At 71.6% G+C, this 26,289-nt stretch carries 24 protein-coding genes; 13 read left to right on the top strand and 11 right to left on the bottom strand.

Annotated features, from left to right (window positions below):
• Positions 1-37: 37 nt before the first annotated feature.
• Both KVT45_RS58465 and KVT45_RS25540 read right to left on the bottom strand, forming a co-directional pair.
• Entirely contained in the window at positions 38-1,372 is a 1,335-nt protein-coding gene (locus KVT45_RS58465; RefSeq protein WP_368857557.1) for a recombinase family protein, read from the bottom strand.
• A 40-nt stretch (positions 1,373-1,412) separates the two neighbouring features.
• Positions 1,413-2,063 carry a helix-turn-helix transcriptional regulator gene (locus KVT45_RS25540; protein ID WP_217551249.1) on the bottom strand — a complete coding sequence of 217 codons (651 nt, stop codon included), beginning with the start codon at positions 2,061-2,063 and terminating at the stop codon, positions 1,413-1,415.
• A 232-nt stretch (positions 2,064-2,295) separates the two neighbouring features.
• Between KVT45_RS25540 and KVT45_RS25535 the strand changes: the two genes are divergently transcribed.
• Complete coding sequence (locus KVT45_RS25535) at positions 2,296-2,700, top strand: hypothetical protein (RefSeq protein ID WP_217551247.1); 405 nt, start codon at positions 2,296-2,298, stop codon at positions 2,698-2,700.
• Between the two features lie 112 nt (positions 2,701-2,812).
• Entirely contained in the window at positions 2,813-6,013 is a 3,201-nt protein-coding gene (locus KVT45_RS25530; RefSeq protein WP_217551245.1) for a tetratricopeptide repeat protein, read from the top strand.
• 6 nt (positions 6,014-6,019) lie between these two features.
• Here the strand turns inward: KVT45_RS25530 and KVT45_RS25525 are convergent, their stop codons facing one another.
• Positions 6,020-6,253 carry a hypothetical protein gene (locus KVT45_RS25525; RefSeq protein ID WP_217551243.1) on the bottom strand — a complete coding sequence of 78 codons (234 nt, stop codon included), beginning with the start codon at positions 6,251-6,253 and terminating at the stop codon, positions 6,020-6,022.
• On the bottom strand, positions 6,246-7,127 hold the full coding sequence (mca, locus tag KVT45_RS25520; RefSeq protein WP_217551241.1) for a mycothiol conjugate amidase Mca: 882 nt from the start codon (positions 7,125-7,127) through the stop codon (positions 6,246-6,248). Before mca ends, KVT45_RS25525 begins: the two co-directional genes overlap by 8 nt.
• A 105-nt stretch (positions 7,128-7,232) precedes the next feature.
• Here mca and KVT45_RS25515 point away from each other — a divergent pair, with 105 nt between their 5' ends.
• Both KVT45_RS25515 and greA read left to right on the top strand, forming a co-directional pair.
• Positions 7,233-7,631 carry a DUF4307 domain-containing protein gene (locus KVT45_RS25515; RefSeq protein WP_217551239.1) on the top strand — a complete coding sequence of 133 codons (399 nt, stop codon included), beginning with the start codon at positions 7,233-7,235 and terminating at the stop codon, positions 7,629-7,631.
• Positions 7,632-7,799: 168 nt separating this feature from the next.
• Complete coding sequence (greA, locus tag KVT45_RS25510; RefSeq protein ID WP_089099139.1) at positions 7,800-8,300, top strand: transcription elongation factor GreA; 501 nt, start codon at positions 7,800-7,802, stop codon at positions 8,298-8,300.
• Positions 8,301-8,360: 60 nt separating this feature from the next.
• On the opposite strand, the gene KVT45_RS25505 is transcribed toward greA, so the two are convergent.
• The 3 genes from KVT45_RS25505 to ilvA all read right to left on the bottom strand — a co-directional run bounded on the left by KVT45_RS25505 (position 8,361) and on the right by ilvA (position 11,712).
• The gene (locus tag KVT45_RS25505) at positions 8,361-9,218 is read right to left on the bottom strand and encodes an ABC transporter permease (RefSeq protein WP_217551237.1); all 858 of its coding nucleotides are present in this window, start codon (positions 9,216-9,218) and stop codon (positions 8,361-8,363) included.
• Positions 9,215-10,219 (bottom strand): ATP-binding cassette domain-containing protein, encoded by a 1,005-nt coding sequence (locus KVT45_RS25500; RefSeq protein WP_217551235.1) that lies wholly within the window; start codon positions 10,217-10,219, stop codon positions 9,215-9,217. Before KVT45_RS25500 ends, KVT45_RS25505 begins: the two co-directional genes overlap by 4 nt.
• 263 nt (positions 10,220-10,482) lie before the next feature.
• Positions 10,483-11,712, bottom strand: a complete 1,230-nt coding sequence (ilvA, locus tag KVT45_RS25495) for a threonine ammonia-lyase (protein ID WP_217551233.1) — start codon at positions 11,710-11,712, stop codon at positions 10,483-10,485.
• Between the two features lie 163 nt (positions 11,713-11,875).
• On the opposite strand from ilvA, the gene KVT45_RS25490 reads away from it, so the two are divergent.
• The 3 genes from KVT45_RS25490 to KVT45_RS25480 all read left to right on the top strand — a co-directional run bounded on the left by KVT45_RS25490 (position 11,876) and on the right by KVT45_RS25480 (position 13,248).
• Positions 11,876-12,376 (top strand): MarR family winged helix-turn-helix transcriptional regulator, encoded by a 501-nt coding sequence (locus tag KVT45_RS25490; protein WP_217551231.1) that lies wholly within the window; start codon positions 11,876-11,878, stop codon positions 12,374-12,376.
• Between the two features lie 120 nt (positions 12,377-12,496).
• Entirely contained in the window at positions 12,497-13,003 is a 507-nt protein-coding gene (locus KVT45_RS25485; RefSeq protein ID WP_217551229.1) for a sigma factor-like helix-turn-helix DNA-binding protein, read from the top strand.
• Positions 13,000-13,248 (top strand): hypothetical protein, encoded by a 249-nt coding sequence (locus tag KVT45_RS25480; RefSeq protein WP_217551227.1) that lies wholly within the window; start codon positions 13,000-13,002, stop codon positions 13,246-13,248. The genes KVT45_RS25485 and KVT45_RS25480 overlap by 4 nt, the downstream gene beginning before the upstream one ends.
• A 5-nt stretch (positions 13,249-13,253) precedes the next feature.
• Here KVT45_RS25480 and KVT45_RS25475 read toward each other — a convergent pair whose 3' ends face one another.
• On the bottom strand, positions 13,254-14,411 hold the full coding sequence (locus KVT45_RS25475; RefSeq protein WP_217551225.1) for a cystathionine gamma-synthase: 1,158 nt from the start codon (positions 14,409-14,411) through the stop codon (positions 13,254-13,256).
• 119 nt (positions 14,412-14,530) lie between these two features.
• Between KVT45_RS25475 and KVT45_RS25470 the strand changes: the two genes are divergently transcribed.
• The 4 genes from KVT45_RS25470 to KVT45_RS25455 all read left to right on the top strand — a co-directional run bounded on the left by KVT45_RS25470 (position 14,531) and on the right by KVT45_RS25455 (position 21,048).
• On the top strand, positions 14,531-15,649 hold the full coding sequence (locus KVT45_RS25470; protein ID WP_217551224.1) for a hypothetical protein: 1,119 nt from the start codon (positions 14,531-14,533) through the stop codon (positions 15,647-15,649).
• Positions 15,650-15,801: 152 nt separating this feature from the next.
• Positions 15,802-17,436, top strand: coding sequence for a M48 family metalloprotease (locus tag KVT45_RS25465; protein ID WP_217551222.1), 1,635 nt, complete (start codon positions 15,802-15,804; stop codon positions 17,434-17,436).
• 106 nt (positions 17,437-17,542) lie between these two features.
• Positions 17,543-19,978, top strand: coding sequence for a SpoIIE family protein phosphatase (locus KVT45_RS25460; RefSeq protein ID WP_217551220.1), 2,436 nt, complete (start codon positions 17,543-17,545; stop codon positions 19,976-19,978).
• A gap of 89 nt (positions 19,979-20,067) precedes the next feature.
• Positions 20,068-21,048: a threonine/serine dehydratase gene (locus KVT45_RS25455; RefSeq protein ID WP_217551218.1), complete on the top strand. Its 981-nt coding sequence runs from the start codon at positions 20,068-20,070 to the stop codon at positions 21,046-21,048.
• Between the two features lie 191 nt (positions 21,049-21,239).
• On the opposite strand, the gene msrA is transcribed toward KVT45_RS25455, so the two are convergent.
• The 3 genes from msrA to KVT45_RS25440 all read right to left on the bottom strand — a co-directional run bounded on the left by msrA (position 21,240) and on the right by KVT45_RS25440 (position 24,272).
• Entirely contained in the window at positions 21,240-21,752 is a 513-nt protein-coding gene (gene msrA / locus KVT45_RS25450) for a peptide-methionine (S)-S-oxide reductase MsrA (protein ID WP_217551216.1), read from the bottom strand.
• Positions 21,753-21,966: 214 nt separating this feature from the next.
• On the bottom strand, positions 21,967-23,349 hold the full coding sequence (locus KVT45_RS25445; protein WP_217551214.1) for an APC family permease: 1,383 nt from the start codon (positions 23,347-23,349) through the stop codon (positions 21,967-21,969).
• Between the two features lie 50 nt (positions 23,350-23,399).
• The gene (locus KVT45_RS25440) at positions 23,400-24,272 is read right to left on the bottom strand and encodes a carbon-nitrogen hydrolase family protein (RefSeq protein WP_217551212.1); all 873 of its coding nucleotides are present in this window, start codon (positions 24,270-24,272) and stop codon (positions 23,400-23,402) included.
• Between the two features lie 79 nt (positions 24,273-24,351).
• Here KVT45_RS25440 and KVT45_RS25435 point away from each other — a divergent pair, with 79 nt between their 5' ends.
• A complete protein-coding gene (locus tag KVT45_RS25435) occupies positions 24,352-25,110 on the top strand; it encodes a FadR/GntR family transcriptional regulator (protein WP_254647331.1) in 759 nt (252 codons plus the stop codon).
• Positions 25,111-25,168: 58 nt separating this feature from the next.
• Complete coding sequence (locus tag KVT45_RS25430; RefSeq protein ID WP_217551208.1) at positions 25,169-26,287, top strand: serine hydrolase; 1,119 nt, start codon at positions 25,169-25,171, stop codon at positions 26,285-26,287.
• The last annotated feature ends 2 nt before the right edge of the window (positions 26,288-26,289 follow it).

Here is a 26,289-nt window from a genome sequence, read left to right as displayed (position 1 = left end):
CCCACGGACTTCCGCTCGCCCCGCGCCGGACCGTCTCTCAACCGGCCGCCGCCTCCGCTTGAGCCGCGCAACGCCATACAGGCTGCACTCGGGTGTGATCCCAGGAGGGATCCCCCTTCACCCCCGGACGGACGACGCAGCAGTCCAGAACAGACCGGATGATGCCACGCTTCTCATCCAGACCCATTTCGCCGGCCGTCCAGCGTCGACGCACAGAGTTCGACGGCGACGCGTGCACCGGCGCATCGGAAAGCAGGAGCCGCTCCAGGGCTTCGTCCGCCAGCGGCCCGCTGATACTGCATCTCCCGCACGCACGGCACGTGTAGACGTAGGGACTCCGCTTGCTCCGTCCCTTCTGCGTACACATGGCACCGCGACACTCCGTACCATCGGGCCGCTCCGTCCCGCACCGCAGAAGGCCAGAACCGAGACTGCGCGGCTTCGGCTTCCCCTCGGTGAGCCTCGGAGTCCCACTTCCCCTGTGCAGATACAGGCTGCCCGGGGAGAACGTCGCGCACACGGCCCGCCACTGCTCGGGCGTCACGATCGGCTTCCACTGCCCCGATACCGGCTCCCTCGTCTCAGGAACCAACAGCAGCAGGCCTCTGTTTGCTCTGTAGCCACACACCCTCGGTGCCGTCATGATCTGTGTGACGGTCTGCGCATTGGGCCTGCCCCCTCGGGTCCCGGTGACACCGAGGTCACACCAGTCCCGGGCGATGGCCCGGGCCGCCTTGCCGCCGATGCGGTCACTGATCGCCTGTTGGACAAGCGCCGCCTCGTAGGGGTGCAGCGTGATCCTGTCTTCCTGCCACCCGAATGGCCGCGGTCCGCTGTGGGGCACACCTTCCACTGCTCGGGCCCAGTGCCAGTTCACAATCCTCTGGCTCCGGACCTGTGTTTCCGTGACAGCAGCTTCCAGTGCCCGCACGGCCTGCAGAAGCCCGTCCTTCGAATAGGGGTCGCGAGCGCCTCGCGGGTCAAGATAGACGCGTCCCTCTTGTGCGGTAAGCGCAGCGTAGAACCGGGCGAGGTCCTCCGGACGGCGGTACAAACGGTCGTCCGCGACACAGACCACCCCGCGGATCTCCTGGCCGACGGCTGTGCACCCACGCGCCAGGTCTGCGATCAGGCGGTCGAATCCGGGTCTCGTCACTCCCGGCCGGGTGGCACTGCGACCGTTGTCGGTATATGTGGCGACGACTCGGCATCCCCGCTGCTGTGCGGTCCGCTCGTTGATCCGCAACTGGTGGCGTACTCCATGCCCGTCCCGCTGGCGGAAGTCCTCGGACGTACGGGCGTACGACGCCACCGGAACAAGCCCGGTCTGTTGAAACGCGACAAGGTCGCTCACTGGCCCCCCATTCGACATCCAGCTCGACATTCACAAAAACGATCGAGCAGTCTGCAGGTCACCGTGAACGCGACACGTCACCGTTCCCCTCGTCCCCCGTGTCCGGCGCCGCATAGAAGCGCAGATTCACCCGGCGTGCCCCCTCGGGGACGGCGTCGTCGGGGTGGCTGTAGCGGTCGAGCAGTTCCTTGTAGGCGCGTACGAAGTCGTGGAGGTCGGCCTTCGTCATCCAGGTGCCGGTGCGCTGGACCTGGGCCCAGCCCTGCGGGCCGCGGTACTCCTCGTGGGCGCGGCGGAAGAGCCTGGTGTCGACCTCGATCTTGAGGAGGGCGAGGTGCTCGGCCGCCGCGTACTCCTCGGTCGTCATCGTGGCCGGGTCGGGTGTGGTGTGGCTGAAGGGCAGGTTCCGCCACCAGCGCTCCCGGCCGCCCGACTTCTCCGGGATCTCCTCGATGAGCTTCTGCTCGGCGAGTTTGCGCAGGTGGTAGCTGGTGGTGCCGGAGCTCTCCCCCAGCTCCCTGGCGAGCACGGTGGAGTTCGCCTCGCCGTGCCGGCCGAGGTAGTCGAGGATCCGGCGGCGCAGGGGGTTGCCGAGCGACTTGTAGAGGGCGGTGCGCTCCAGGCTGGTCATCTCGGTGTCTGCGGCGGGCATCTCGGCGTGTGCGGCGGGCTCGGGTACTCCGGCCGTCCGGGGCGTGCCGTCGGTCATGCGGCCACGGTAACCCCGGCCCCGCGAACCCTGAGACATCCCTGACCCTTCCCCGGATCCCTCCCCGATGTCTGCCGAGTTTTCTTTGCAGAATTTTCTCTGCGGTCTAGCGTGGGGGCATGGCGGAGGTGCCGGGCGATTCACAGGTTCCACAGCCACGGATCCGGAACAAGACGAGGGGGATCAGGTGTTGGACGGGTTGACGGCGATGCGGACCCGAAGGACGAAGCGGATGAGGCGGCTGAAGCGGTGGGCACTGATCCTTCTCGGATCGTCCGCTGTGCTGCTCGTCCCGTGGATGGTGGTGCTGGCGCAGACGCTGCCCACCAGGACCGAGGTGCACAACTGGTCGCTGGCCTGGATCGGGCTGGACGTCCTGATGGCGGCGGGCTGCGCGGCCACGGCGGTGCTGGGCCTGCGCGGCGATGCCCGGGCCCGCCTCACCGCGTCGGCGACGGCATCGGTCGCGGTCCTGGACGCGTGGTTCGACATAACGACGTCGCCCATGGGCACGGCGCTGCTGGAGGCGCTGGCGAGCGCCGTGGCGGAGGCGGGGCTGGCGGCGGCCTGCGTGTACCTGGCCCTGTCGAAGGGGTGGGGCCGGATGGTTCCCCAGCCCGGCCGGGCCGCCCGGTAGCCGGGACCACCACCGAACCCTCACCGATCGCCTGATCGTCGCCCCCTCGCCATCGCGACCCTTCGCAAGGACACTTGTAGACAAAGGAGTTGCCGCTGGAGGGGGACGGGACATGCGGGACGCCCATCAGGCGGAAGCCGATCGGCTGCTGGTGCGGGCCGTCGAGGAGGAGGTCCGCCGTTCGGGCGGCCGTGTCGACGGACAGGTGCTGCTGTCCCGTGCGCGCGGCGGGCTGGAGGAGATGGAGCGGACGGCCGCCGAGGAGTACGCGGCGTACACCCTCGCCCTCGACGAGACGGAGGCGGGCCGGCCGAGCTTCGGCCGGCGCTACGCCAAGGAGGGCTCCGGAACTCCCCTGCTGGTCGCGGCCGTCGCGGCGGTCGCCGCCACCGTCGCCGACCTCTCCCTGGGCACCGGGGCGGCCACGGCCCTCGGCGCGGGCGTGGCCGCGGGGGTGATCGGCGCGGCCGCCACGGTCGTCAAGGTCGCCGGTTCCCATCTGCCCGCCGCGCATCACCACGCCGGCGCGGCCGGTCAGCCCGGCGGTCCCGAGCAGCTGCGGCTGCAGTGGCTGACCGCGCTGGAGGTGCGGGGCATCCGGCCGTTCCTCGATCAGCAGCGGGTGCTCAGCGCCTCCACCGGGCCGAAGAAGCAGGGTCCCGGGCTGCGCGGCGCGGACAAGAGCGCGGCGGCCCGCAGGCGTACGGTGCTGCAGCAGTCGTTCGGTCAACTGCCCACTCCGGACGGCCCGTTCGCCGGCCGGCAGCAGGAGCTGGCGCGGATCCGGCAGTGGGCGCAGGCGGCCCGGGCGGCCACCGAGACCCGTCCGACGGTCGTGGTCCTGCACGGGGAGCCCGGGTCCGGCCGTACCGCGCTCGCGGTCCGGGCCACCCACGAGCTGCGGGACCTCTTCCGGGGTGCGGTCGTCGTGGATCTGCGCGGCGACAGCCAGGAGGAGCCGCCGCTGCCCACCCGGGACGCCCTGCTGCATCTGCTCAACCGGCTGGGCGCCCCGCGTGAGCAGTTGCTGTTCCGTGAGCGTTCCTCCGCCGACCAGCAGGTCAAGCGGCTGAGCGAGCTGTACCACCAGCACCTGACGGGTCTTGCGGTGACGATCGTGCTGGACGACGCCTCGGACCCCGAGCAGGTGCGCACCCTGGTGCCGGAGCGTTCCGACAGCCTGGTCCTGGTCACCGCCCGGAACCAGCTCGACCTGCCCGCCGACCTGCCGGCCTGGGTGCACCGGCTGCCGGTCACGGCGCTGGACGCGGCCGGCGCGGAGGAGCTGCTGGACGCGGCGGCCCAGGAGGCGTCGGGGCCGTACGACGCGCAGTCCGCGGACCGGATCCGGGAGTTGTGCGGCGGGCTGCCGCTGGCGCTGCGGGTGGCGGGTTCGTCGCTGGGTCCGCGTTCGCCGCTCCAACTCGCCACGGACCTGGGCGCGTACGGTCCGGTCGGGCCGGTGGAGCGGGTGCTGTGGCTGCGGTACACCGACCAGTCGGAGCCCGGTCGCCGGCTGCTGAGAAGGCTGGCGCTGGCGGGCCGGGCCTCGATGGGCGCGGCGGCCGCGGCCGCCCTGCTGGGCGCCGACGAGGTCGAGGCGACCCGTCATCTGGTCACGCTCGCCCAGGCCGGTCTGATCGACCATGTCCGCGGCAGCCGCTACCGCCTGCACGACCTGGTCCGCTCCTTCGCCCAGTCCCGTCTCCTGGACGAGGAGACCCCGGCCGACCGCACGGCGGCACAGGAGCGGCTGATCGTGAACTACGCGGAGCTCGCCGACTCGGTGCTGCGCCTGGTCGACGGGAACATGTCGACCCGCTCGGACCGGTTCAGCCCGCACGGTTTCACCTCGCTCGACGAGGCACTGCGCTGGCTGGACGACGAGTCGAGCTTCATCACGGCGGCCCTGCGGCACGCGGAGGGCGTCGACCAGGCGGCCGTGCAGAACCTGCTGGGCGCGCTGTGCGACTACTGCCTGCTGCGCGGCGACCTCTACCGGCTCGGTGAGATCAGCGAGCTGGCCCAGGCGGTGGACCAGGGCCTGCTGGTGCGCTCGGTGCAGTGGCGTACCGGTATCGCGGCCCGTCAGCTGGGCGAGCTGGACAAGGCCCGCACCACCCTCACCTCCGTCGTCGACCTCTACCTGGAGGCGCATCACGACGCCGGTGCGGCCCGCGCGCTGTGTTCGCTCGGGATCACCCTGCACCACCAGGGCAACCTCACCGAGGCGGCGGCCAAGCTGCAGGAGGCTCTGGATCTCCAGGCTCCCCCCGAGCTGGCCACCGACCGGGCGTGGACGATGCACGCCCTGGCCGCGGTGCAGCGCGACCGCGCACGGCTGTCGGAGGCCCTCGACCTGCTCACCCGCTCGCTCGTACTGCACCGGGAGGGCGGTTCGGTGCACGGCGAGGCCTGGGCGCACTTCCAGCTGGGCCAGCTGGCGCTGCGCATGGGCGACGTACCGCGGGCGGAGCGGGAGCTGCGGGCGGCGCTGGACCGCTACGGCCGTACTCGCGACGCCCGTGGCGAGGCCTGGGCGCTGACCCAGCTGGCCCGGGCCCGGCTGGTGGACGGCGATGCTTCCCCGGCCGTCGACGGACTGCGCCGGGCGGCGGCCCGCCACCGGGAGAACGAGGACGCGCGCGGCGAGGCGTGGACGGTGTACTACCTGGGCCAGGCCCTGGAGGAGACCGGCACCCTGGACCAGGCGGTCCGTGAGCTGGAGCGCTCGCGCACGATGTTCTCCCGGATGCGGGACGTCTACGGCCTGGCCTGCGCCCGCCACCACTCGGCCCGTGTCACCCGCGACCAGCGGGCGGCCCAGACCGGCTCGTTGCGCAACTCGGGCTTCGCCCGCCAGCTCCTCGTCGACGCCCGCGCCGACTTCCAGCGCATCGGCGTGGTCCACGGCGAGGCCTGGACCTGCCTGGAGCTGGCCGTCGTCGACGCCGGCAACACCCGCACCCAGCAGGCCCTCGCCCTGTGCGACGAGGCGGTCGCCCTGTTCACGTCGTACGGCGACCGGCGAGGCGAGGACTGGGCCCGCTTCCTGCGCTGCACCCTGCTCCCCTACGCCGCGCCCGGCGGCGTGGAGGTGGGCACCGCCGTCGCCCAGGAGGACCTGGCCCAGCTGGCCCGCACCGCCCATCCGCTGCGCGACGAGAAGCTGACCGAGTACGTCACGGCGTACGGCGTGCTTCTGGAGCGCGGGGTGCACCTGGAGTCGGGCTGGCAGGCCTGGCGGCTGGGCATGGTGCCCAGCCGCCACGCCCGCGAGGTGATGGGCGTGCCGGTACCGGCCGGGGCGTGACGCCGGTCAGCTCTTGGGTTCGGCCGCCGGCGCCTTGGAGTCCGCCCCGGTCTGGGCGGGCTCCTTGAAGTCGACCTTCTGCATGTGCTTGTTCATGGACTTCATCAGGCCCCAGACCGCCACGGCCATCACCGCGAAGACGATGAAGCCGAGGACTCCGGGGGTGACCTTGTTCTCGTCGACCTCCTTGGCGAGGGGGACGAGGTGCGTCAGTGCCAGGCTTGCGCTCATGTCAGGCATTGTCGCGGATGCCCGCAAAGAGATCGTCCTCGGGGAGGGAGGTATCGACGAGGGACTTCGCGAGCTCGTACTCCTCGGTCGGCCAGACCTCCTTCTGGAGGTCCATGGGCACCTTGAACCAGCCGCCGTCCGGGTCGATCTGCGTGGCGTGCGCGATCAGCGCCTTGTCACGGATCTCGAAGAAGTCCGCGCACGGGATGTGCGTGGTCAGGGTGCGCTCGGTGCGCTCGAACTCGCTCCACCGCTTCAGCCAGTCCCCGTACGGCGACTCCAGGCCGCGGTCCAGCATGGCGTTGTGCAGCGCCTCGGTGCGCGGGCGGTTGAAGCCCTGGTTGTAGTAGAGCTTCTGCGGCTGGAAGACCGGCCCGAACTCGGCCTCGGGGTACTTCTCGGCGTCCGCCGCGCCCTCGAAGGCCACCATCGAGATCTTGTGGGTCATGATGTGGTCGGGGTGCGGGTAGCCGCCGTTCTCGTCGTAGGTGGTGATCACCTGCGGGCGGAACGCGCGGATCTTGCGCACCAGCTCGCCGGCCGCCTTGTCGACGTCCTCCAGGGCGAAGCAGCCCTCGGGCAGCGGCGGCAGCGGGTCGCCCTCGGGCAGGCCGGAGTCGACGAAGCCGAGCCACTCCTGCTTGACGCCGAGGATCTCGCGGGCCTCGTCCATCTCCTTCTTGCGTACCTCGTGGATGTGCTCCTCGATGTACTTGTCGCCCTGCAGCTTGGGATTGAGGATGGAGCCGCGCTCCCCGCCCGTGCAGGTCACGACCAGCACGTCCACCCCCTCGGACACGTACTTCGCCATGGTGGCCGCGCCCTTGCTCGACTCGTCGTCGGGGTGGGCGTGGACGGCCATCAGTCGCAGCTGGTCAGTCAAGACTCAATCCTTGGTAAGTCGGCGCCCCGGTAGCTCGGGGGCGATCGGCGGCTTCTATAGTGACCGAATCGGGGGGCGAATAATTCCGGGGGCCGGAGGACGATCATGAGTACCGCGAGCACGCGCCTGCCCGAGGGCCGTTACGGCAGCTCCTCGGACGAGCGCGCCGACCGCAAACTCAAGATCGCCGGTGCGGTCCTCGGCGCGCTGCTGCTCGTGCTGGTCGGCTACTGGGCCTACCACTACGTCGTACAGAACAAGATCAGCGCCCAGGTCGTCACCTTCGACGCCTCGGCCAGCGCGGTCGAGGTGCATCTGGAGGTCCACAAGGACTCCGGCGCCTCCGGCTACTGCACGCTGCGCTCCCAGGCGGCGGACGGCTCCGAGGTGGGCCGGGCGGACTTCCACTTCACCGGTTCCGCGACCGAGATCGACAGGGTGGTCACGCTCCGTACGACGGCGCGGGGCACCACGGCGGAGCTGCTCGGCTGCCACGCCGACTGACGTCAGCCACAATACGTAGGCGCTGACCTGCGTTGACGTAATTCTGATGGCTTATGTCCTCCCCCTTCCGCCGTTGAATTGTTAGGCTCGTGGTTTCGCCCTTCCATGAAGGAACATGCTTCTGGGTAGGGCGATGCTTTGTATTCCCAGTACCGACGAGGAGCACCTGTGACCCAGACCAGCGAGAACGTCACCTGGCTGACCCAGGAGGCGTACAACCAGCTCAAGGCCGAGCTGGAGTACCTGTCTGGTCCCGCGCGCGCTGAGGTCGTCGCCAAGATCGCGGCCGCGCGCGAGGAGGGCGACCTGCGCGAGAACGGCGGGTACCACGCGGCCAAGGAGGAGCAGGGCAAGCAGGAGCTTCGTGTGCGCCAGCTGACCCAGCTTCTGGAGACCGCCAAGGTCGGCGAGGCCCCGGCGTCCGCGGACGGCGCCGTCGCGCCCGGCATGGTGGTGACCATCGCCTTCGACGGTGACGAGGACGACACCATGACCTTCCTCCTCGCCTCCCGCGAGTACGCCAGCGCCGACATCGAGACCTACTCCCCGCAGTCGCCCCTGGGCACCGGGGTGATCGGCCACAAGGTGGGCGAGAACGCGGAGTACGAGCTGCCGAACGGCAAGAAGGCCTCGGTGAAGATCCTCAAGGCCGAGCCCTACTCGGGCTGACGCGAGCAGACACCTGCCCCCGGCGTCCGCGGGACGCCGGGGGCTTTGCCGTGCCGTGCGTCAGGCGGTGGCGGAGCGGTACTTGCGGACCGCCAGCGTCCGGAATATCGCGATGATCAGGACCGAGTAGATCAGCGACGCCCACACCGGGTGCTGCATCGGCCAGGCGCCCGACAGGGACTGGCCGGGGTTGCCGAAGAGCACCCGGGCGGCCTGCACGGTGGCGCTGAACGGGTTCCACTCGGCTATGTGCCGCAGCCACGGGGTCATGTGGCTGGTGTCCACGAACGCGTTCGAGATGAAGGTGACCGGGAACAGCCAGATCAGTCCGCTGGAGGTGGCCGCCTCGGGGGTGCGGACGGACATGCCGATCAGGGCGCCGATCCAGGTGAACGCGTAGCCGAGCAGGAGCAGCAGGGCGAAGGCGGCGAGGACCTTGCCGGCGTTGGTGTCGCCGTCGGTTCCGACGCGCCAGCCGACGATCAGGGCGACCACGGCGAGGACCACCAGGGTCAGTGCCGTCTGCACCAGGTCGGCGAGCGTACGCCCGGTCAGCACCGCACCGCGCGCCATGGGCAGGGAGCGGAAGCGGTCGATGAGGCCCTTGTGCATGTCGTCGGCGATGCCGGCTCCGGAGCTGGCCGTCGCGAAGGTGACGGTCTGCGCGAAGATGCCGGCCATCAGGAAGTTCTTGTAGTCGGTGGCGCTGGTGCTGCCGCCGATCTGCATGGAACCGCCGAAGACGTAGGTGAACAGCACCACGAACATGATCGGCTGGATCAGCCCGTAGATGATCATCTCGGGGATCCGGGACATCCGGATCAGGTTGCGTTTCGCGACCACCATCGAGTCGCGGAACGACTGGGTCACGGCGTTGGCGGGGGCCGGGACCCGCGCGGTGTCGCTGACGGCACTCACTTCACGGCCTCCTTGCGGGTGTTCTTCTTGTGTCCCTGCTCGCCATTGCCCTCGGGTTTCTCCTCGGCCACGTGTCCGGTCAGGGAAAGGAAGACGTCGTCGAGGGTGGGGCGGCGCAGGGCGATGTCGTCGATCTCGATGCCCCGGGAGTCCAGCTCGCGGATGACCTCGGCGAGCAGCTTGGCGCCGCCGGTGACGGGCACGGTGAGCCTGCGGGTGTGCTCCTCGACGGTGGTGTCGCCCTTGCCGAAGCCGCCCAGCACCTCGGCGGCGGTCCGGATGTGCTCGCGCTCGTGCACCACGACCTCGACGCGCTCGCCGCCGGTGCGGGCCTTGAGCTCGTCGGAGGTGCCCCGGGCGATGACCTTGCCGTGGTCGACGACCGCTATGTCGTGGGCGAGGTGGTCCGCTTCCTCCAGGTACTGGGTGGTGAGCAGCAGGGTCGTGCCGCCGGAGACCAGTCGCTGGATGACCTCCCACAGCTGCTGGCGGTTGCGGGGGTCGAGGCCGGTGGTCGGCTCGTCCATGAACATGACCGGCGGGGAGACGACGAGCGCGGCGGCGAGGTCGAGGCGGCGGCGCATGCCGCCGGAGTAGGTCTTGGTGGTGCGGTCGGCGGCGTCGGTGAGGTTGAACTGCTCCAGCAGTTCGACCGCGCGGGCCTTCGCCTGCTTGGCCCGCATCTGGTAGAGCTGGCCGACCATCTGCAGGTTCTCGCGGCCGGTGAGGTACTCGTCGACCGCCGCGAACTGTCCGGACAGGCCGATGGAGCGGCGTACGGCGTCCGGTTGCTTGAGCACGTCTATGCCCGCGACGACGGCCCTGCCGCTGTCGGGGCGGAGCAGGGTCGTCAGGCAGCGGACGGCCGTCGTCTTGCCCGCGCCGTTCGGCCCGAGCAGTCCGAGGACCGTGCCTTCGGGGACGTCGAGGTCGACGCCGTCCAAAGCCCTTACGTCACCGAAGGTCTTGACCAGGCCTTCGGCATAGATGGCGCCTGGCATATGGGTCTCCACGTCGTCGGGGATTCTGCGAAGAAGGGTAGATATGCGGCCCTCGGCCCGCCTATGGTTTTCCGCCGGCGCGACGGCGGGCGGGGGCGGGCAGCCGTGACCACGCGACACACCATAACGCGATGTATCGCGTCCGTCGACAGGTTTTCACAGGTTTTCCCGAACGAGTGAATGAATGGCGGCTGACCTGTACGTTCACCGCCGCGAGCGGAAGCCGGTGGCACCGCCGGCGGTACGACCGCCGCTGCCGCCCCTCAGTCGATGACCGTGTAACCGGCCTCGCGCAGAGCCTGCTGGACCTCGACGCAGTGCTCCGGGCCCTTGGTCTCCAGGAGCAGCTCCACCTCCGCCTCGGTGAGCCCGAGCCGGGGGTCGGTCCTGACGTGGCCCACGTCGAGGACGTTGGCGTCCGCCACCGACAGCACCCCGAGGAGCGTGGCGAGAGCGCCGGGGCGGTCGGTCAGCCGCAGCCGTACGGCCAGGTAGCGGCCCTGCGCGGCCATGCCGTGCCGCAGCACCCGCTGCAGCAGCACCGGGTCGACGTTGCCGCCGGACAGCACGGCGACGACGGGTCCGGGGAAGGCACCGGGCTCGCCCAGCAGCGCCGCGACCGGGCTGGCCCCGGCCGGTTCCACGACCATCTTGGCCCGCTCCAGGCACAGCAGCAGTGCGGCGGACAGCTGGTCCTCGCTGACCGTGCGGACCTCGTCGACCAGTTCCTCGACGATCGCGAACGGCACGTCACCCGGCCGTCCGACCTTGATGCCGTCGGCCATCGTCACCGGGTTCGCCACCGGGACCGGGCGCCCGGCCGCCAGCGAGGGCGGATACGCGGCCGCGCCCTCCGCCTGGACACCGACGATCCGCACGTCCGGCCTGACCGCCTTCACGGCGACCGCGATCCCCGCCGCGAGACCACCGCCGCCGATACCGACGACGATCGTGCCGACCTCGGGGCACTGGTCCAGGATCTCCAGCCCGACCGTGCCCTGACCGGCGATGATGTCCGGGTGGTCGAAGGGGTGGATGAACACCGCACCCGTCTCGGCCGCGTACTCCTGGGCGGCGGCCAGGGTCTCGTCGACCACCTGACCGTGCAGCCGCACCTCCGCGCCGTAGTCCCGGGTGGCGCTGATCTTGGGCAGCGGGGCGCCCTTGGGCATGAACACCGTCGCGTGCACACCGAGCAGCGACGAGGCCAGCGCCACGCCCTGCGCGTGGTTCCCGGCGCTCGCGGCCACGACTCCGGCGGCGCGCTCCTCGGGCAGCAGCCCGGCGATCCGGACGTAGGCGCCGCGCAGCTTGAAGGAACCGGTCCGCTGGAGGTTCTCGCACTTGAGGTGCACCGGCGAGCCGACCAGCTGGGACAGATGCCTGCTGCTCTCCATCGCGGTCACCCGCGCCACGCCCGTGAGCATCTTCTGGGCGCCGCGTACGTCGTCGAGGGTGACGGGGCGCAAGGAGTCAGCCGTGCTGTAGCTCATGACTCAAGTCTCGCAGTTCACAGGCCGAAGGCGCGGGTGTGACCAAGCTCCGAGACCGGTTTGCGCAGCGCCGGTACGGCTCGCCCCCCGTCCGCGTACTCTGTCCCCCACATCAGCACTCCTTTCATGAAGTGAGCCCCCGGCCATGCCCACAACACCTGAAATGTCGATGGACATGACGACCGTCGGTGACAGCGGTCTTCTCGACACGCTGCAGCACGAGGTGGCGGTGTTCGCCCGCCGTGCCGAACAGACCCGGCTAGGCGGCGTCGGGCAGGTGCGCAACTCCATGGACCGCGCCGCGTATCTGCTGCTCAACCGCCTCGACAAGGAAGGCCCCATGGGGGTCAAGGCGCTCGCCGCGAGCATGGGGATCGACTCGTCGACGGTCACCCGGCAGGTGGCTCCGCTCGTCGACACCGGGCTCGTCAAGCGCACCTCGCACCCCGAGGACGGCCGGGCCGTGGTGCTCCAGCTGTCCCCGCGCGGGCTGTCGCGGCTGGAGGAAGTGCGTTCGTCCCGGCGCCAGTTGATGGCGGAGTTGACGCAGGACTGGGAGCCGGAGGAGCGCGAGACGTTCTGCGCGCTGCTCACCCGCTTCAACAGCGCGCTGTCCGCGCGGATGGCCGTGCCGCCGGGCGCGGACGCCTCGCAGGCCTCCTGATCGTCCGCATCGGCCACGCGCGCGTGGCGCGCGGCTCTTGACCGTGGGCCCGCCCCTGGCCTCATATGAGACCGGGCCCCGTCGTACCCGTGTCCGGGGTCCCGCAGTCGGGGAGGCACGGTGCACGATCGGCAGGTGTCGCAGGACGCCCGCCGGGCCCGGGAGTTCGAGGCGTTCGTCGCGGGCGCGGCAGGACGGCTGCTGCATGCCGCCACCCTGCTGACCGCCGAGGCGCCGGACGCCAACCCCCGCGCGCGACGTCTGCTGACCCTCGCGCTCGCGCACACGTACGCGTGCTGGGACCGGCTGCGAGGCGAGGATCCGTACGACCGAGCCCGTCAGTACCTCGCCCTGCGCTTCGCGAACTCCGCGTGGCACCAGTACGGCGGCCCGCTCAGCCGCACCCGTCCGCACCCCCGCAGCGCCCTCGCCGTGCTCACGCCCCGGGAACGCCTGGTCCTGGTGCTGCGGCTGTACGAGGGGGTCGCCGAGGAGCAGACGGCGGCGCTGCTCGGCCTGCCGACGGAGCGCGTGCACGTCCTCTGCGACCGGGCGACGGCCACCCTGCTGCATCCGCCGCGCAAGGCGGCGCCCGCGGTGCCGGTGGCGAAGGTGGCACCGTCGTGAACCGCGTCGAACGCGAGGCCGCGGCCCGGCAGATCATGGAGCAGGCACCGCCCCCGGTACCGCCCGACCTCTACGGCGAGGTCCTGCGCCGGGGCGGCCGGATGCTGCGGCGCCGGCGCCGGGCCCGCCGCCTGCTGTGGCTGCTGCTCGGCGCGGCGGCGGTGGCGTTCACGGTCTGGGCGGCGACGGTGCATCCGTGGGCGGAGCCGCCGTCCACGACGACTCCGCCCATCGTCGGCTGGTGAACCGCTCAGCCGAGCGCCTGCTGGAGGTCTTCCAGCAGGTCGTCGACGTTCTCGATGCCCACGGACAGGCGCACCAGGTCGGCGGGCACCTCCAGGGCGGAACCGGCCGCCGAGGCGTGCGTCATCCGCCCCGGGTGCTCGATCAGGGACTCGACGCCGCCCAGGGACTCGCCGAGGGTGAACACCTTCGCGCGGTTGCAGACCTCGACGGCCGCTTCCTCGCCGCCCGTGACCTGGAAGGACACCATGCCGCCGAACGCCTTCATCTGCTTGGCGGCGGTCTCGTGCCCCGGGTGCTCGGGCAGGCCCGGGTACAGGACCCGCGTCACGCGCGCGTGCCGGCTCAGCATGTCGGCGACCCTGGTGGCGTTCTCGCTGTGCCGGTCCATGCGCACCGCGAGCGTCTTGGTACCGCGCAGCACCAGCCACGAGTCGAACGGCCCGGCGACCGCGCCCATCGCGTTCTGGTGGTACGCCAGCTCCTCGCCGAGCGTCTGGTCCGACACGATCAGCGCGCCGCCGACCACGTCCGAGTGACCGCCCATGTACTTCGTCAGCGAGTGCACGACGACGTCCGCGCCGAGCGAGAGCGGCTGCTGGAGGTAGGGCGTGGCGAAGGTGTTGTCGACGACGAGCCGGGCGCCCGCGTCGTGGGCGACCTGGGCGACGGCGGCGATGTCGGTGATGCCGAGCAGCGGGTTGGAGGGGGTCTCCACCCAGACCGCCTTGGTCTGCGGGGTGATCGCGGCACGCACGGCGGACGGGTCGCTGGTGTCGGCGACGGACCACTCCACGCCCCACCGGGAGACGACCTTCGCGAACAGCCGGAACGTGCCGCCGTAGGCGTCGTTCGGGATGACCACGTGGTCACCGGGGCTGAGCAGCGTGCGCAGCAGGGCGTCCTCGGCCGCCAGCCCGGACGCGAACGCGAGGCCGCGCCGGCCGCCTTCCAGGGCGGCGAGGTTCTCCTCCAGCGCGGTCCTGGTGGGGTTGGCGCTACGGCTGTACTCGTAGCCGCCGCGCAGGCCGCCGACGCCGTCCTGCTTGTAGGTCGAGACCTGGTAGATCGGCGGTACGACCGCACCGGTGAGGGGGTCCGCCGTGTTGCCCGCGTGGATGGCGAGCGTCTCGAAGTGCTGACTGATGTGGTGCCTGTCGCTCATGGTTGACGAGCCTAGTGCTCCGACGGCCCCCGTGCGTCGTCCACAGGCCGGGGCAGCGGTTGTCCACAGGTCAGGGCACCGGTTGGCCAATTGTCGGCGCCGTCTGGTTCGCTTGACGCATGGCGATTCTCTGGGCCCTGATGGCGGCGCTCCTGCTGAGCTTCGCGCTGCTCCCCGTCCTGCGGCGGCGGCGCGGCATGATCGAGCGGGTCCACCCGGGCCACCCGGACGCCGCCGACCCGGCGGACTACGGCTTCGTGCGCGAGGAGGACCTGGACGTCCGCATGCCGGGCCCCGACCAGGACCTGCTGGACGTCCTCGACGTCGTGCAGCGCACCCAGGACTACCACGCGGCCGCACAGCTGCTCGCGGGCACGGAGATCGCGGGCGAGCTGCGCTGGCAGCGCGTGCAGGCCTTCGCCGGCGCGGCGGCGCTGGAGCTCCAGCAGCGGCCGGGCGGGGTAAGTGAGACGCCGGGCGGGCAGTGGCTGCGGGTCTGGCGGGCCGAGCAGCCCAAGGACGCCGGCGGTGCCGCCGTACACGCGGAGTTCCTGGTCCAGCAGGCGTGGCGGACGTCGACGCCGGGCACCGACGACTTCCGGATCATCATGGAGGAGGCCAGGGACGCCTGCGGGCAGGCGGCGCTGCTCTCCCCCGGGGACCCGGTGCCGTACGTCATCGAGCTGTCGGTGGCGCGCGGGCTGAACTACTCGCAGTCCGAGTTCGAGCAGTTGTGGCTGAAGATCCTGGATCGCGCGCCCGCGCACATGGGGGCGCATCTGGCGGCGCTGCACTACTGGTGCGAGAAGTGGCACGGCTCGCGCGAGCTGGCGTACTCCTTCGCCGAGGCCGCCGCCGCCCGCGCCCCGCAGGGCTCGCTGCTGGCCGCGATGCCGTTGTTCGCGGTCTTCGAGCACCTGCCCGAGGTGAATCTGGTGGCGAGCTTCTACCAGAGCGAGGTCGTCACCAAGGCCGTCCACGGCGCGCTGCACGCGGTGCACTCGGCCCGCCAGGACGATCCGATGCTCGCGCACGTCCGTCATCTGCTGGTCTTCTTCCTGGTGCGCTCGGAGCGCTGGGCGGAGGCCATGGGCGAGCTGATACGCGTGGACGGGCATGTGGGGGCTCTGCCGTGGACGCTGTCCGCGGACCCGGCCGCCGAGTTCGCCCTCTACCGTGCGCTGGCGGTGGCGGGTTACGAGGCGAACGGCGGGAGCCCGGCGACGCTGCACAGCTGAGGGGGCCGACAAAAAGACACGTCGTGTGTCGGCTGCGGGTGAGTGGGGGCTGATCGCGCCCACGCGGCGGTAGCCGCATATGGGATGCAGCCCCGCGCCCCTACGGGGCGCTTGAGTCCCGTTCGTTTTCCGTAAGTGGGGGGATCTGCCCGATGGGCGCAACTCTGCGGGCGCTGCGCGCCCTTGTTCTGCTCTGTGGTTTCTATCTGCTGAGCCTCGTCCTGCTGGCGGTGGCGGCCGTCGTCGACGTGGCGGCGGTGACGTGGGCGCCCGACGCCTTCGCCGGGAAGATCGTGATCGTCTCCCTGCTGCTGGCGATCCCGGTCGTGAGGGGCATGTCCATGCTCCGGACGCCCAGGGGTGAGGACCCGCCCGGTCTCCCGGTCACGGAGGCCGACGAGCCCCGGCTGTGGGCGCTGGTGCGGGAGCTCGCGGCGGCCACGGGCACGCGCGCGCCGGACGCGGTCGTGCTCACCGGTGACGTCAACGCGGCGGTCAGCGAGGAACCCCGGCTGCTCGGCCTCCGTCCCGGACCCCGCCGCCTCTACCTGGGCGTGCCGCTGCTGACCGGGCTGACCGAGGCCGGGCTGAAGGCCGTACTCGCCCATGAGTACGGCCACTTCACCGGCGGTGACACCCGGCTGTCGGCGCTCGTCGTGCGCGGCCGGGTGCAGATCGGGCGGACGGTCGGGCACTTCCACGCGCGGGCCGACAGCAAGGAGGCGGCCGAGCGTGCCCGGCAGGAGAAGGCCGCCGCCAAGCGGACCGCGAAGGGCAAGCGGGTCAAGGAGATCGACACCGCCGGGGCCGGGATCACGTACCGGCTGATGGCGGCGGTCTACACGGCGTACGCGAAGCTCTACATGCGGGCCACGCTGTCGACGGCCCGCGCGCAGGAGTACGCCGCCGACCTGGCCGCCGCGCGGATCGCCGGCCGGGACGCGACGGCGTCGGCGCTCCGCGAGATCCCCGTCCTGTCCGCCGCCCACGACTTCTACCTCGACTCGTACGCGACGCTCGGCCTGCCCGCCCGGCAACTGCCGCCGCGCGGGCAGTTCTTCGGCGGCTTCGGCCGGATGCTCACGGCACGCGAGACGGAGCTGGCGGGGCTGCGGGAGGAGCTGCCCGCGGAGCCGAGATCGCCGTACGACTCGCATCCGCCGATCGCCGACCGGGTGCGGCGGATCGAGGCGCTGCCCGCCGACGGGCGCGGCGCGGAGGACGGCGGACCGGCCCTCGCGCTGCTCGCCGACCCGGCCCGGACGCTGGCCGCGCTGGAGGACGCGGTACTGACCGACGAGGTAGGGCAGTACGAGCGCGCCGCGGAGTGGGGGCAGCTGCTGATCTCGTCGATGGCCGTGGGGCTGGCCTCGCTCGACACCCCGTTGCACCGGGCGCTCGCCTGCTACACGGAGGGCCGGCCGACACTGCCCGCGCTGCTCACGGTGATCGACGAGGGCCGGCTGTGGCAGCTGGCCCGGCGGCTGCCGCTGCCGGACCGGGCGACGGCCGGGCGGGACCGGGAGTTCCGGGAGGCCGTCCGGCCGGTGCTGCGGGACGCGCTGCAGAGCATGGTGCTGGCCGAGTTCAGCGCGCGGTCGCTGCTGCACTGGGAGTTCTCCTGGTCACGGCCGGCGGCGGTACGGCTGCCCGGTTCCGCCTCCGACCTCGACGGCGAGGCGGGCACGGAGGCCGCGCTGCACGCCGCGGTGACGGCCGCTCTGGCCGACCGCCCCGACACCGGCCCGCTGCGGGCACTGCTGCCGCCGACCCCGCAGCCGGCCTGACCCGGACGCCGGCGCGCCGAGGCTCCGGGCCGGGGGAACGGGAGAGTCGCGGTCGGAGAGCGCGGGGTGGAACCTGGAAGGCACGGAGGCAAGCAAGGTGGTGGCTATGGGGACGCCGTCGACGCATTTCAGCGAGAGTCCCGAGGATCCGTTCGCCCTCGGGCGTGCGGCCTCGGCTGTGCTCGACGATCGCGGCACCGTGGTCGGCTGGAGCGCACGTGCGCAGGAGTTGTTGGGCTATCCGGCCGGGAAGGTGCTCGGCCGGGCGTGGCAGGACCTCCTGGTGGACGCCGGTGACCTGCCCGTCGTGCGGTCCGTCGTCGTGGCCGCCGTGAAGGCGGGGGGCTGGTTCGGTGTCCTGCCTGTCCGGCACCGTGACGGACACCGTGTGGAGATGGGTTTCCGGGCCCGTGCGATCGCCCGGGAGGGGGGCGGTCGGGAGTGGTTCCTGGTCGGTGCTCCGGCCTCGGAGGTCATCGCCTGGCAGCGGGACCGTGCGCTGCTGGACGGCCTGTACCGCCGCTCCCCGATCGGTCTCGTCACGTACGGCCCGGACCGGGCGGTGATCCGGGTCAACCGGGCGGTCGAGAAGGCGAGCGGTGTCCCGGCCGAGGCACCGGTGGGCCGTCGCCCCCGCGAATTCATGGTCGACGAGGACGCCGGCCCGGCCGATGAGCGGGTACGGCACGTGCTGGAGACCGGCGAGCCGCTGATCTTCACCGAGCAGTCCGCCCGGTCGCGCCACGATCCGGGCCGGGAACGGATCGTGTCCGTCTCGGCGTTCCGGATGGAAGACCCCTCGGGCCGGGTTCTCGGCGTGGCGGAGACGATCGAGGACGTGACCGACCGGCACCGGGCGCAGCGCAGGCTCGCCCTGCTGAACGAGGCGAGCGCCCTGATCGGAACCTCGCTGGACGTGACGCAGACCGCCCGGGAACTGGCCGGGGTGGCCGTTCAGGGCCTCGCCGACTACTGCTCGGTGGACCTCCTCGAACCGGTGATGCTCGGTGACGAGCCGGTTTCCGGTACGGCAGGTCCGCTGCTCCGGGCCGCCCTCGCGCCACCGGAGCGGCGGGTCCCGTTCCAGGAGGGCGATGTGGTCCCGCTGCTTCCGGAATCCCCGCAGGCGCGGTGCCTGGCCGAGCGTCGTCCGATCCTCGAAGCGCTGCTGTCCCTGCGCCCCGAGTGGTACGCCATGGACCGGCGGCGGATCGAGATCGCCACGGGTCTCGGCGTTCATTCGCTGATCGCGGTGCCCCTGGTCGCGCGCGGGCTCGTGCTGGGCGTGGTGAGCCTGTGGCGGTCGCGCAATTCGGAGCCCTTCGAGGACGGCGATGCCGCGGTGGCCCAGGAGCTCTCCTCGCGGGCGGCCGTCTCGATCGACAACGCGCGCCGCTTCACCCAGCAGCAGAACGCCGCTCTGACTCTTCAGCGCAGTCTGCTGCCGAGCGTGGCGTCCGACCTGCCGGCCGTGGAGGTGGCCTGCCGGTACCTTCCCGCCAGCGGTGAACCGGGCATCGGCGGCGACTGGTTCGACGTGATCCCGTTGTCAGGGGCCCGGGTCGCCCTCGTGGTGGGAGACGTGGTCGGCCACGGGATCCACGCCGCGGCCTCGATGGGCCGTCTGCGGGCCTCCGCGCGCACCCTGGCCAGCCTCGACCTGGAACCGGACGAGGTGGTGGCGCGGCTGGACGATCTGGTCAGCCTGCTGGCCACCGAGCTGGAGGCGAACGCCGAAGGCAACCACTCGGCGATCGAGCAGGTGCTCGGGGCCACCTGCCTCTACGCGGTCTACGACCCGGTCTCCCAGCACTGCTCCCTGGCCCGCGCCGGCCACCCGGCGCCGTTGGTGTCCACCCCGGACGGCGAGGTGACCGTGCTCGACCTGCCCGCGGGCCCGCCGCTGGGCCTGGGCGGGCTGCCGTTCGAGACGTTCGATCTCGACCTCCCCGAGGGCAGCCTGCTCACGCTCTACACCAACGGTCTGCTGGAGGCGCGCAACGGCGACATCGACGCCGCGCTGAGGGACCTGCACACCTGTCTGGCCTACGTCACCGACCCCCTGGAGCACACCTGCAACACCGTGGTCGAAGCGCTGCTGCCCAAGGACCACCGCCCCATCGACGACATCGCGCTGCTCATCGCCCGTACCCGGGTGCTACGGCCGCAGAACGTCGCCTCCTGGCAGCTGCCCCTGGAAGCCACCGCCGCTGCCCGTGCCAGGGAGCTGACCACGGCGAAGTTGACCGAATGGGGGCTGTCCGAACTGGCCTTCACCACCGAGCTGGTCGCCAGCGAGCTCGTCACCAACGCCTACCGGTACGCGACCGGCCCCGCCACCCTGCGCCTCATCCGTACGCACTGCCTGATCTGCGAGGTGTCCGACACCAGCCACACGTCCCCCCACCTCCGGCGGGCCCTCAGCACGGACGAGGGCGGCCGTGGGCTCTTCCTGGTCGCGCAGCTCACGGAGCGGTGGGGCACGCGCTACGCCCACGACGGCAAGACCGTCTGGACGGAGCAGCCTCTGTCGCCCGCATGACCGCGGGCCTCCACGGTCGCAGCCGGCCGCGGCCGCGACCACGGCTTTCCTCGCCAGGGGCGGTGCCGGCGGCGCTACGCTGCTGTGCCATGCAGGGGACGCGCCTCGACACTGCTCGTATCCGGGCGGCTCGCCGGGTGATCGACCCGGTTTTCCGCGACACTCCGCTGTACCGCTGCGAGGCCCTGGAACCCGGCCTCGGGTGTGCGGTGAGCATCAAGCTCGAAACGGCGAACCCGGTCCGCAGCTTCAAGGCCCGCGGCACCGAGGTGGTCGCGAGCCTGCTCGCCGGGCATGGGTCGCCGGCCGTGGTGTGCGCGAGCTCGGGCAACCTCGGCCAGGCCCTCGCCTGGTCCGGTCGCGGCCGGGGGCTCGACGTGACCGTCGTGGCCTCCCGCTTCGCGACTGCGGCCAAGCTCGATCGGATCCGCGCGTTGGGCGCCAGGCTGGAGCTGGTGGACGGCGACCACGAGATGGCTCGCGAGCGGGCGGCGGCCCTCGCACGGGACGACGGCATCCGGCTGGTCGAGGACAGCCTGGACATCGAGACCTGCGAGGGCGCGGCGACCATCGGCCTGGAGCTGGTGGACACCGCGCCGTCGTTCGACACCGTCCTGATCGCTCTCGGTGGCGGGGCACTGGCCACCGGCGTGGGTCATGTGATGAAGGCGCTGGCACCCGAGGTCGAGGTGATCTGCGTCCAGCCGCTGGGCGCACCGGCGATGACGTACTCGTGGCGTCGGCGGCGCGTCGTCACCACCGACTCGGCCGACACCATCGCCGACGGCGTCGCCGGCCGGCATCCCATTCCGGCCGTCCTGGACGACCTTCTCCTGGTCGCCGACGATGTCGTCCTGGTCCGGGAGGCGTCGATCGTCGCCGGGATGCGGATGCTCCTCGACCACGCCGGCCTCGTCGTGGAGCCGTCGGCGGCGCTCGGCATCGCGGCGATCCTCGAGGACCGCGACCGCTTCGCAGGCCGGCACGTGGTCACCGTCGTGTGCGGCAGCAACGTGGACGTGGACACCTATCACCGCTGGGTGGGCCCGGCTCCCGTCCGCAAGTCCTGAAGCCCTGACACCTGGGGAACGGGCACACCAGGCCGAGGCAGACACCTCGATGACGGCAGCACACCCAACGAGACCGCCTCCGCGACCGGGACACGGACCGGCTCCCCGCCGGTCCGACCGGCCTGCGGCACCCGCGGTGCCCCGGCCGGTCGGCCGGTCGGTCTCGGTCGGCCCGCCGTAGGCCGTCCTGGTCAGCCCTGCGCGCGGGCGGGCAGCTTCCAGCCGGGGCGGGGGAAGTGGCAGGTGTAGCCGTCCGGGTAGCGCTCCAGGTAGTCCTGGTGCTCGGGCTCGGCCTCCCAGAAGGGGCCGACCGGCTCCACCTCGGTGACCACCTTGTCCGGCCACAGGCCGGAGGCGTCCACGTCCGCGATCGTGTCCTCGGCTGTCCGCTTCTGCTCGTCGTCCACGTAGTAGATCGCCGAGCGGTAGCTGAGGCCGATGTCGTTGCCCTGGCGGTTCCTGGTGCTCGGGTCGTGGATCTGGAAGAAGAACTCCAGGAGTGCCCGGTAGTCGGTCTTCGTGGGGTCGAAGAGGATCTCGATGGCCTCCGCGTGCGTGCCGTGGTTGCGGTACGTCGCGTTCTCCACGTCACCCCCGGTGTATCCCACCCGGGTCGCCGTCACGCCCGGCTGCCTGCGGATCAGGTCCTGCATCCCCCAGAAACATCCGCCAGCCAGCACGGCCCTCTGCGCCTGCACAGTCATCGCGGCCCCTCCAATACTCGTCGGCCTGGTCATTCGGGCTACCCGGCTCGCACACCACCGGCGTCCGATGCCCACCCTCCTCAACGCGTGAGGGTTCCCGTCGATTCCGTGCCCCGTGCCTGTTCGGACACCGCGGGAAACGCAGGCGCCGCCGGCCGGGAGGGACCCGGTCGGCAGCGCCCGGTGCGTTCGCCGCGGGGGCTCGCGGCCGGGATCAGTGGGCCGGCTGCGGATCGGTCGCCGGGGCCGGTTCCTCGTCGAAGGTCATCTCCGGCGGGGCCTTGCGGAAGCCCCTGGTCAGGTAGGCGAGGTAGCAGACGCCGATGGCCAGCCAGATCAGACCGAGGGTGCGGGCCTTGTCGTCGAGGTGGCACAGCAGCCACACGTCGACGACGGCACCGATCGCCGGGAGCAGGACGTACGACCACACGGCGGGACGGCGGCCCGCGCGGCGCTCCCGGACGTAGGTCGCGATGACGGAGAGGTTGACGAAGGTGAAGGCGGTGAAGGCGCCGAAGTTGATGAAGGACGTGGACGTGGCGACGTTCAGGCGCAGCGCGATCAGGCCGACCGCGCCGGCGAGGAGGATGTTCAGGGCGGGGGTGTGGTACTTGGGGTGGATGCTGCCGAAGACCTTCTTGGGCAGTACCGAGTCGCGGCCCATCGCGTAGAGCAGCCGTGCCGTGCTGGCCTGCGCCGCGATCCCGGAGGCGAACTGGGCGACGATCAGGCCGGCCAGGAACACGGAGGAGAACACGTCGCCGCCGATCGCCTTGGCGATCTCGAACGCGGCGGAGCTGGAGTCGGTGAACGCGTACCCGGGGTGTGCCAGCTGGGTGGCGTAGGCGACGACGACGAAGATGCCGCCGCCGAGCAGCGCGGTCAGCATGATGGCGCGGGGGATGGTGCGCTGCGGTTCGACGGTCTCCTCGGTCAGCGTGGTGACGGCGTCGAACCCGAGGAAGGAGTAGGCGGCGATGGCGGCGCCCGCGGAGATGCCCGCGAGGCTGGTCGCGTGGTTCGTGAACGGCGTGGCGCTGACGAGTCCCGACGCTCCCTGGTGCTGGAAGACGTGCCGCAGACACAGCAGCGCGAAGATCACGACGACCAGCACCTGGAAGACCATCAGCAGGTCGTTCACCCGCTCCGCGGTCTTGATGCCCCGGATGTTGAGCGCGGTGGTGACGGCGATGAACGCGATGATCCACACCCAGAACGGCACCGAGGGGTACTCGGCCTGGAGATAGGCCCCGCCGATGAGCCAGATGACCATGGGCAGGAAGAAGTAGTCCAGCAGGGTGGCCCAGCCGACGAGGAAGCCGATCCGGGAGTCTATGGAGCGCCGCACGTAGGTGTAGGCGGACCCGGCGACGGGGTGGGCCGCGGCCATCTTCCCGTAGCTGTGCGCGGTGAAGAGCATGGCGCCGAGGGCCAGCAGGTAGGCCGTCGGGACGGAGCCGTGGGTGCTGTCGGCGACGACGCCGTAGGTGCCCAGGACGATGATCGGGGCCATGTAGGCGAGCCCGAAGAGCACGACGGATCTGAGGGTCAGGCTGCGGGTGAGGGTAGGCGGAGAGGCGGGAGCGGGAGCGGACATGGCGTTCCTTGTGCCGAGGGGACGGGGAGAGAGGGGGAACAGGCAGTGGCTCAGTTGTCGGCGATCCGCCAGCGGCGGGGGTCCAGGCGGCCGTCGTAGAGCGGGAGGTCGATGGGGGCGTCGGCCTCGGTGAACTGGTTCCACATGCGGTTCAGGCCGGCGGTGCCGAAGGTCCGTACGCGGGTCACGTCGTCCAGGTCGAGGACGTCGGTCAGCACGGTGGGCGCGGAGTCGGCGGCCTGGACGCGGACGCGTCCCTCGGGGTCGACCACCAGGCTGCGTCCGGTGCCGAGGGGGCCCGCGGTGTTCACGCTGACCACGTAGACCTGGTTGACGATGGCGTTGGCCCGGGCGAGGACGAGTTCCTGGGCGCGGTCCGCGGAGGTGGTCATGACCGGGTTGACGATGACCTCGGCGCCCATCCAGGCCAGGTGCCTGGCCACCTCCGGGAACCAGGCGTCGTAGCAGATGGCGAAGCCGACGCGGCCGGTGTCCGGGAGGTCCAGGACGACGAAGCGGTCGCCGGGGGCGTACGGCTCGAAGGGCCGCCACGGGAAGACCTTGCGGTAGTGGGCGGCGAGCCGCCCCTGCGGGGAGAAGGCGAGGGCGGTGTTGAAGAGCTCGCCGGCCGGACCGCGCTCGCAGACGGTGCCCGGGAACAGCCATACACCCAGGTCGCCCGCGAGTTCGGCGAGCTGTCGCACGCGGGGGCCGTCGAGCGGCTCCGCCGCGTCCTGCAGCCGGCTCTCCGACTCTGCGGGCGGGCCGTCGGTGCCGCACAGATGCAGCTCCGGGTAGGCGACGAGGCGGGTCTGCGGGAAGCGCGCCAGCACTTCCCCGACGTCTTCGGCGAAGCCGGACAGCGGGTCCGTGGCCAGGCGGGGAGGGGCCTGGACCAGGGCGACGGGGAGGGGTCGGGACATGGCCAGGAAATTAACTCAATATGAGTCCTTATACAATGGTCTCATTATGAGCAGTTTTACTGGCCGCTACATTGAGGGCATGACCGGCACCCCGAACGGATCCGCACCCGCGCACCCCGAGGGGACCGTCCTCGCCCTCAACTCGCCCAAGCTGAACGGGATCCGCCGGCTCACCGCGCTGGACACGGTGCGCGCCCGGATCGCCATGGCGGTCGACCTCGGGCTGCTCTCCCCCGGCGAGCGGCTGCCCCAGACCGACGCCATAGCCGAGGCGCTCGGCGTCGGGGAGATCACCGTGCGCCGGGCGCTGAGCACCCTGTGCACGGACGGCGTCCTGGAGCGCAGGCGCGGCCGCAACGGCGGCACCCTCGTCGCCGAGCAGCCGACCCGCGGGGTCGTAGACGCGGCCGAGGCGTACCACGGGCAGACCGCGGAGGTGCACCGCCTGATCGACGAGCGGGTCGTCCTGGAGTGCGGGATCGCCCATCTCGCGACCGGCGCCGCGTCCCCCGCCGCCCTCGACGAGCTCGACCTGCTGGTCGCGGCCATGGACCGGGCGGAGAGCTGGGCGGAGTTCCACTCCTGTGACGAGCGGTTCCACCTCGCCGTGGCCCACGCCACCGGCCTCGACGCGAGCGTGCAGACCTACGGGACCGTGCTGCGCCGGCTCTACGCGTACTACCTCCCCTACCCCCTCGCCGCCCTGCGCGAGTCCAACGACGAGCACCGGGCCCTGGTGGCGGCGCTCCGCGCGGGTGACGCGGCCCGGGCGGCCGACATCGCACGCCGCCACGTGGAGACCCTGCACCGGACGATGTTCGTCGGGTTGATGCATTGAGTACCGGTGCACGGATATTCGGTTGCCGGGCGGCGCTCGCGCGGGCTCAATGGCGTACATGGCCGACATCCAAGGCTCGTACGACGAGCTGTTCACCGCCGTGCCCACCGCACTCGCCGGACTGATCGACGACGGCGACGTGGGAGGTGCCGTGGCCGTCTTCGTCGACGGGAAGCCCGTGGTGGACGTGTGGGCCGGGTTCGCCGATGCCGGCCGGACCCGGGCGTGGGAGCGGGACACGATCGTCAACGTGTTCTCCGTGACCAAGACGATGACCGCGCTGTGCGCGCTCGTCCTGATCGACCGGGGCAGGCTGGACCCGGACGCGCCCGTCGCCCGGTACTGGCCCGAGTTCGCCGCGGCCGGCAAGCGACACGTGCTGGTGCGGCATCTGCTGTCGCACACCGCCGGGCTGCCCGACTGGGAGGGACCGGTCGAGGAGCTGTACGACTGGACGGCCGCCACGGCCCGGCTCGCCGGCCAGGCCCCGCAGTGGGAACCGGGCACCGCGGCCGGGTACCACTCGCTCACCCAGGGGTTCCTCGTGGGCGAGGTGCTGCGCCGGATCACCGGGCGGAGCGTGAGCGAGTTCTTCGCCGCGGAGGTGGCCGGGCCGCTGGGCGCGGACTTCCACATCGGCCTCGGCCCCGAGCACGACCCGCGGGTGGCGCCGACCGTGCCACCGCCGGGCAAGGACGAGGACTACACGGCCAGCGCACCGGGCCGCGACGCGACCGCCCCCACCGCCCCCACCGCCGCCACCCCCGTCCGCGTCCGGGACGGCAACAGCCTCGCCTGGCGCCGCGCGCAGATCCCCGCGGCGAGCGGCTACGGCAACGCCCGCTCGGTCGCCCTCGTCCAGTCGCTGCTCGCCTGCGGCGGAACCGTGGGCGGGGTGCGGGTGCTGTCCCCGCAGGGGTGCGAGCGGGCCCGGGAGCTCCAGTTCGACGGCGAGGACCGCGTCCTCGGCATGCCGACCCGGTACGGCCTCGGCTACGGCCTCTTCGGCAGCGCCCTCGGCTGGGGCGGCTGGGGCGGCGCGCTGGTCTGGGCCGACCCCGACGAGCGGCTGGCGATCGCGTACGTGACGAACCAGATGCGCGAACCCGCCGCCGACAACCGGGGCATCGAGCTGATCATGGCCGCCCAGGACGGGCTCAAGGGACTGCGGGCCTGACC

Source organism: Streptomyces sp. GbtcB6, assembly GCF_019091475.1.
Taxonomy (GTDB): domain Bacteria; phylum Actinomycetota; class Actinomycetes; order Streptomycetales; family Streptomycetaceae; genus Streptomyces; species Streptomyces hyaluromycini.
This window is presented reverse-complemented; position numbering and strand designations above follow the sequence as displayed.

Bases quoted from the DNA above. Each gene is read 5' to 3' on its own strand.
- KVT45_RS25470 (WP_217551224.1), top strand. From the start codon at position 14,531: ATGGCGATTCTCTGGGCCCTGATGGCGGCGCTCCTGCTGAGCTTCGCG.
- msrA (WP_217551216.1), bottom strand. From the start codon at position 21,752: ATGACTGTGCAGGCGCAGAGGGCCGTGCTGGCTGGCGGATGTTTCTGG.
- KVT45_RS25500 (WP_217551235.1), bottom strand. From the start codon at position 10,219: ATGCCAGGCGCCATCTATGCCGAAGGCCTGGTCAAGACCTTCGGTGAC.
- KVT45_RS25460 (WP_217551220.1), top strand. From the start codon at position 17,543: ATGGGGACGCCGTCGACGCATTTCAGCGAGAGTCCCGAGGATCCGTTC.
- KVT45_RS25465 (WP_217551222.1), top strand. From the start codon at position 15,802: ATGGGCGCAACTCTGCGGGCGCTGCGCGCCCTTGTTCTGCTCTGTGGT.
- KVT45_RS25430 (WP_217551208.1), top strand. From the start codon at position 25,169: ATGGCCGACATCCAAGGCTCGTACGACGAGCTGTTCACCGCCGTGCCC.
- KVT45_RS25490 (WP_217551231.1), top strand. From the start codon at position 11,876: ATGTCGATGGACATGACGACCGTCGGTGACAGCGGTCTTCTCGACACG.
- KVT45_RS25525 (WP_217551243.1), bottom strand. From the start codon at position 6,253: ATGCCTGACATGAGCGCAAGCCTGGCACTGACGCACCTCGTCCCCCTC.
- KVT45_RS25445 (WP_217551214.1), bottom strand. From the start codon at position 23,349: ATGTCCGCTCCCGCTCCCGCCTCTCCGCCTACCCTCACCCGCAGCCTG.
- KVT45_RS58465 (WP_368857557.1), bottom strand. From the start codon at position 1,372: ATGTCGAATGGGGGGCCAGTGAGCGACCTTGTCGCGTTTCAACAGACC.
- KVT45_RS25540 (WP_217551249.1), bottom strand. From the start codon at position 2,063: ATGACCGACGGCACGCCCCGGACGGCCGGAGTACCCGAGCCCGCCGCA.
- KVT45_RS25440 (WP_217551212.1), bottom strand. From the start codon at position 24,272: ATGTCCCGACCCCTCCCCGTCGCCCTGGTCCAGGCCCCTCCCCGCCTG.
- KVT45_RS25475 (WP_217551225.1), bottom strand. From the start codon at position 14,411: ATGAGCGACAGGCACCACATCAGTCAGCACTTCGAGACGCTCGCCATC.
- KVT45_RS25515 (WP_217551239.1), top strand. From the start codon at position 7,233: ATGAGTACCGCGAGCACGCGCCTGCCCGAGGGCCGTTACGGCAGCTCC.
- KVT45_RS25530 (WP_217551245.1), top strand. From the start codon at position 2,813: ATGCGGGACGCCCATCAGGCGGAAGCCGATCGGCTGCTGGTGCGGGCC.
- KVT45_RS25435 (WP_254647331.1), top strand. From the start codon at position 24,352: ATGACCGGCACCCCGAACGGATCCGCACCCGCGCACCCCGAGGGGACC.
- KVT45_RS25535 (WP_217551247.1), top strand. From the start codon at position 2,296: ATGAGGCGGCTGAAGCGGTGGGCACTGATCCTTCTCGGATCGTCCGCT.
- KVT45_RS25455 (WP_217551218.1), top strand. From the start codon at position 20,068: ATGCAGGGGACGCGCCTCGACACTGCTCGTATCCGGGCGGCTCGCCGG.
- ilvA (WP_217551233.1), bottom strand. From the start codon at position 11,712: ATGAGCTACAGCACGGCTGACTCCTTGCGCCCCGTCACCCTCGACGAC.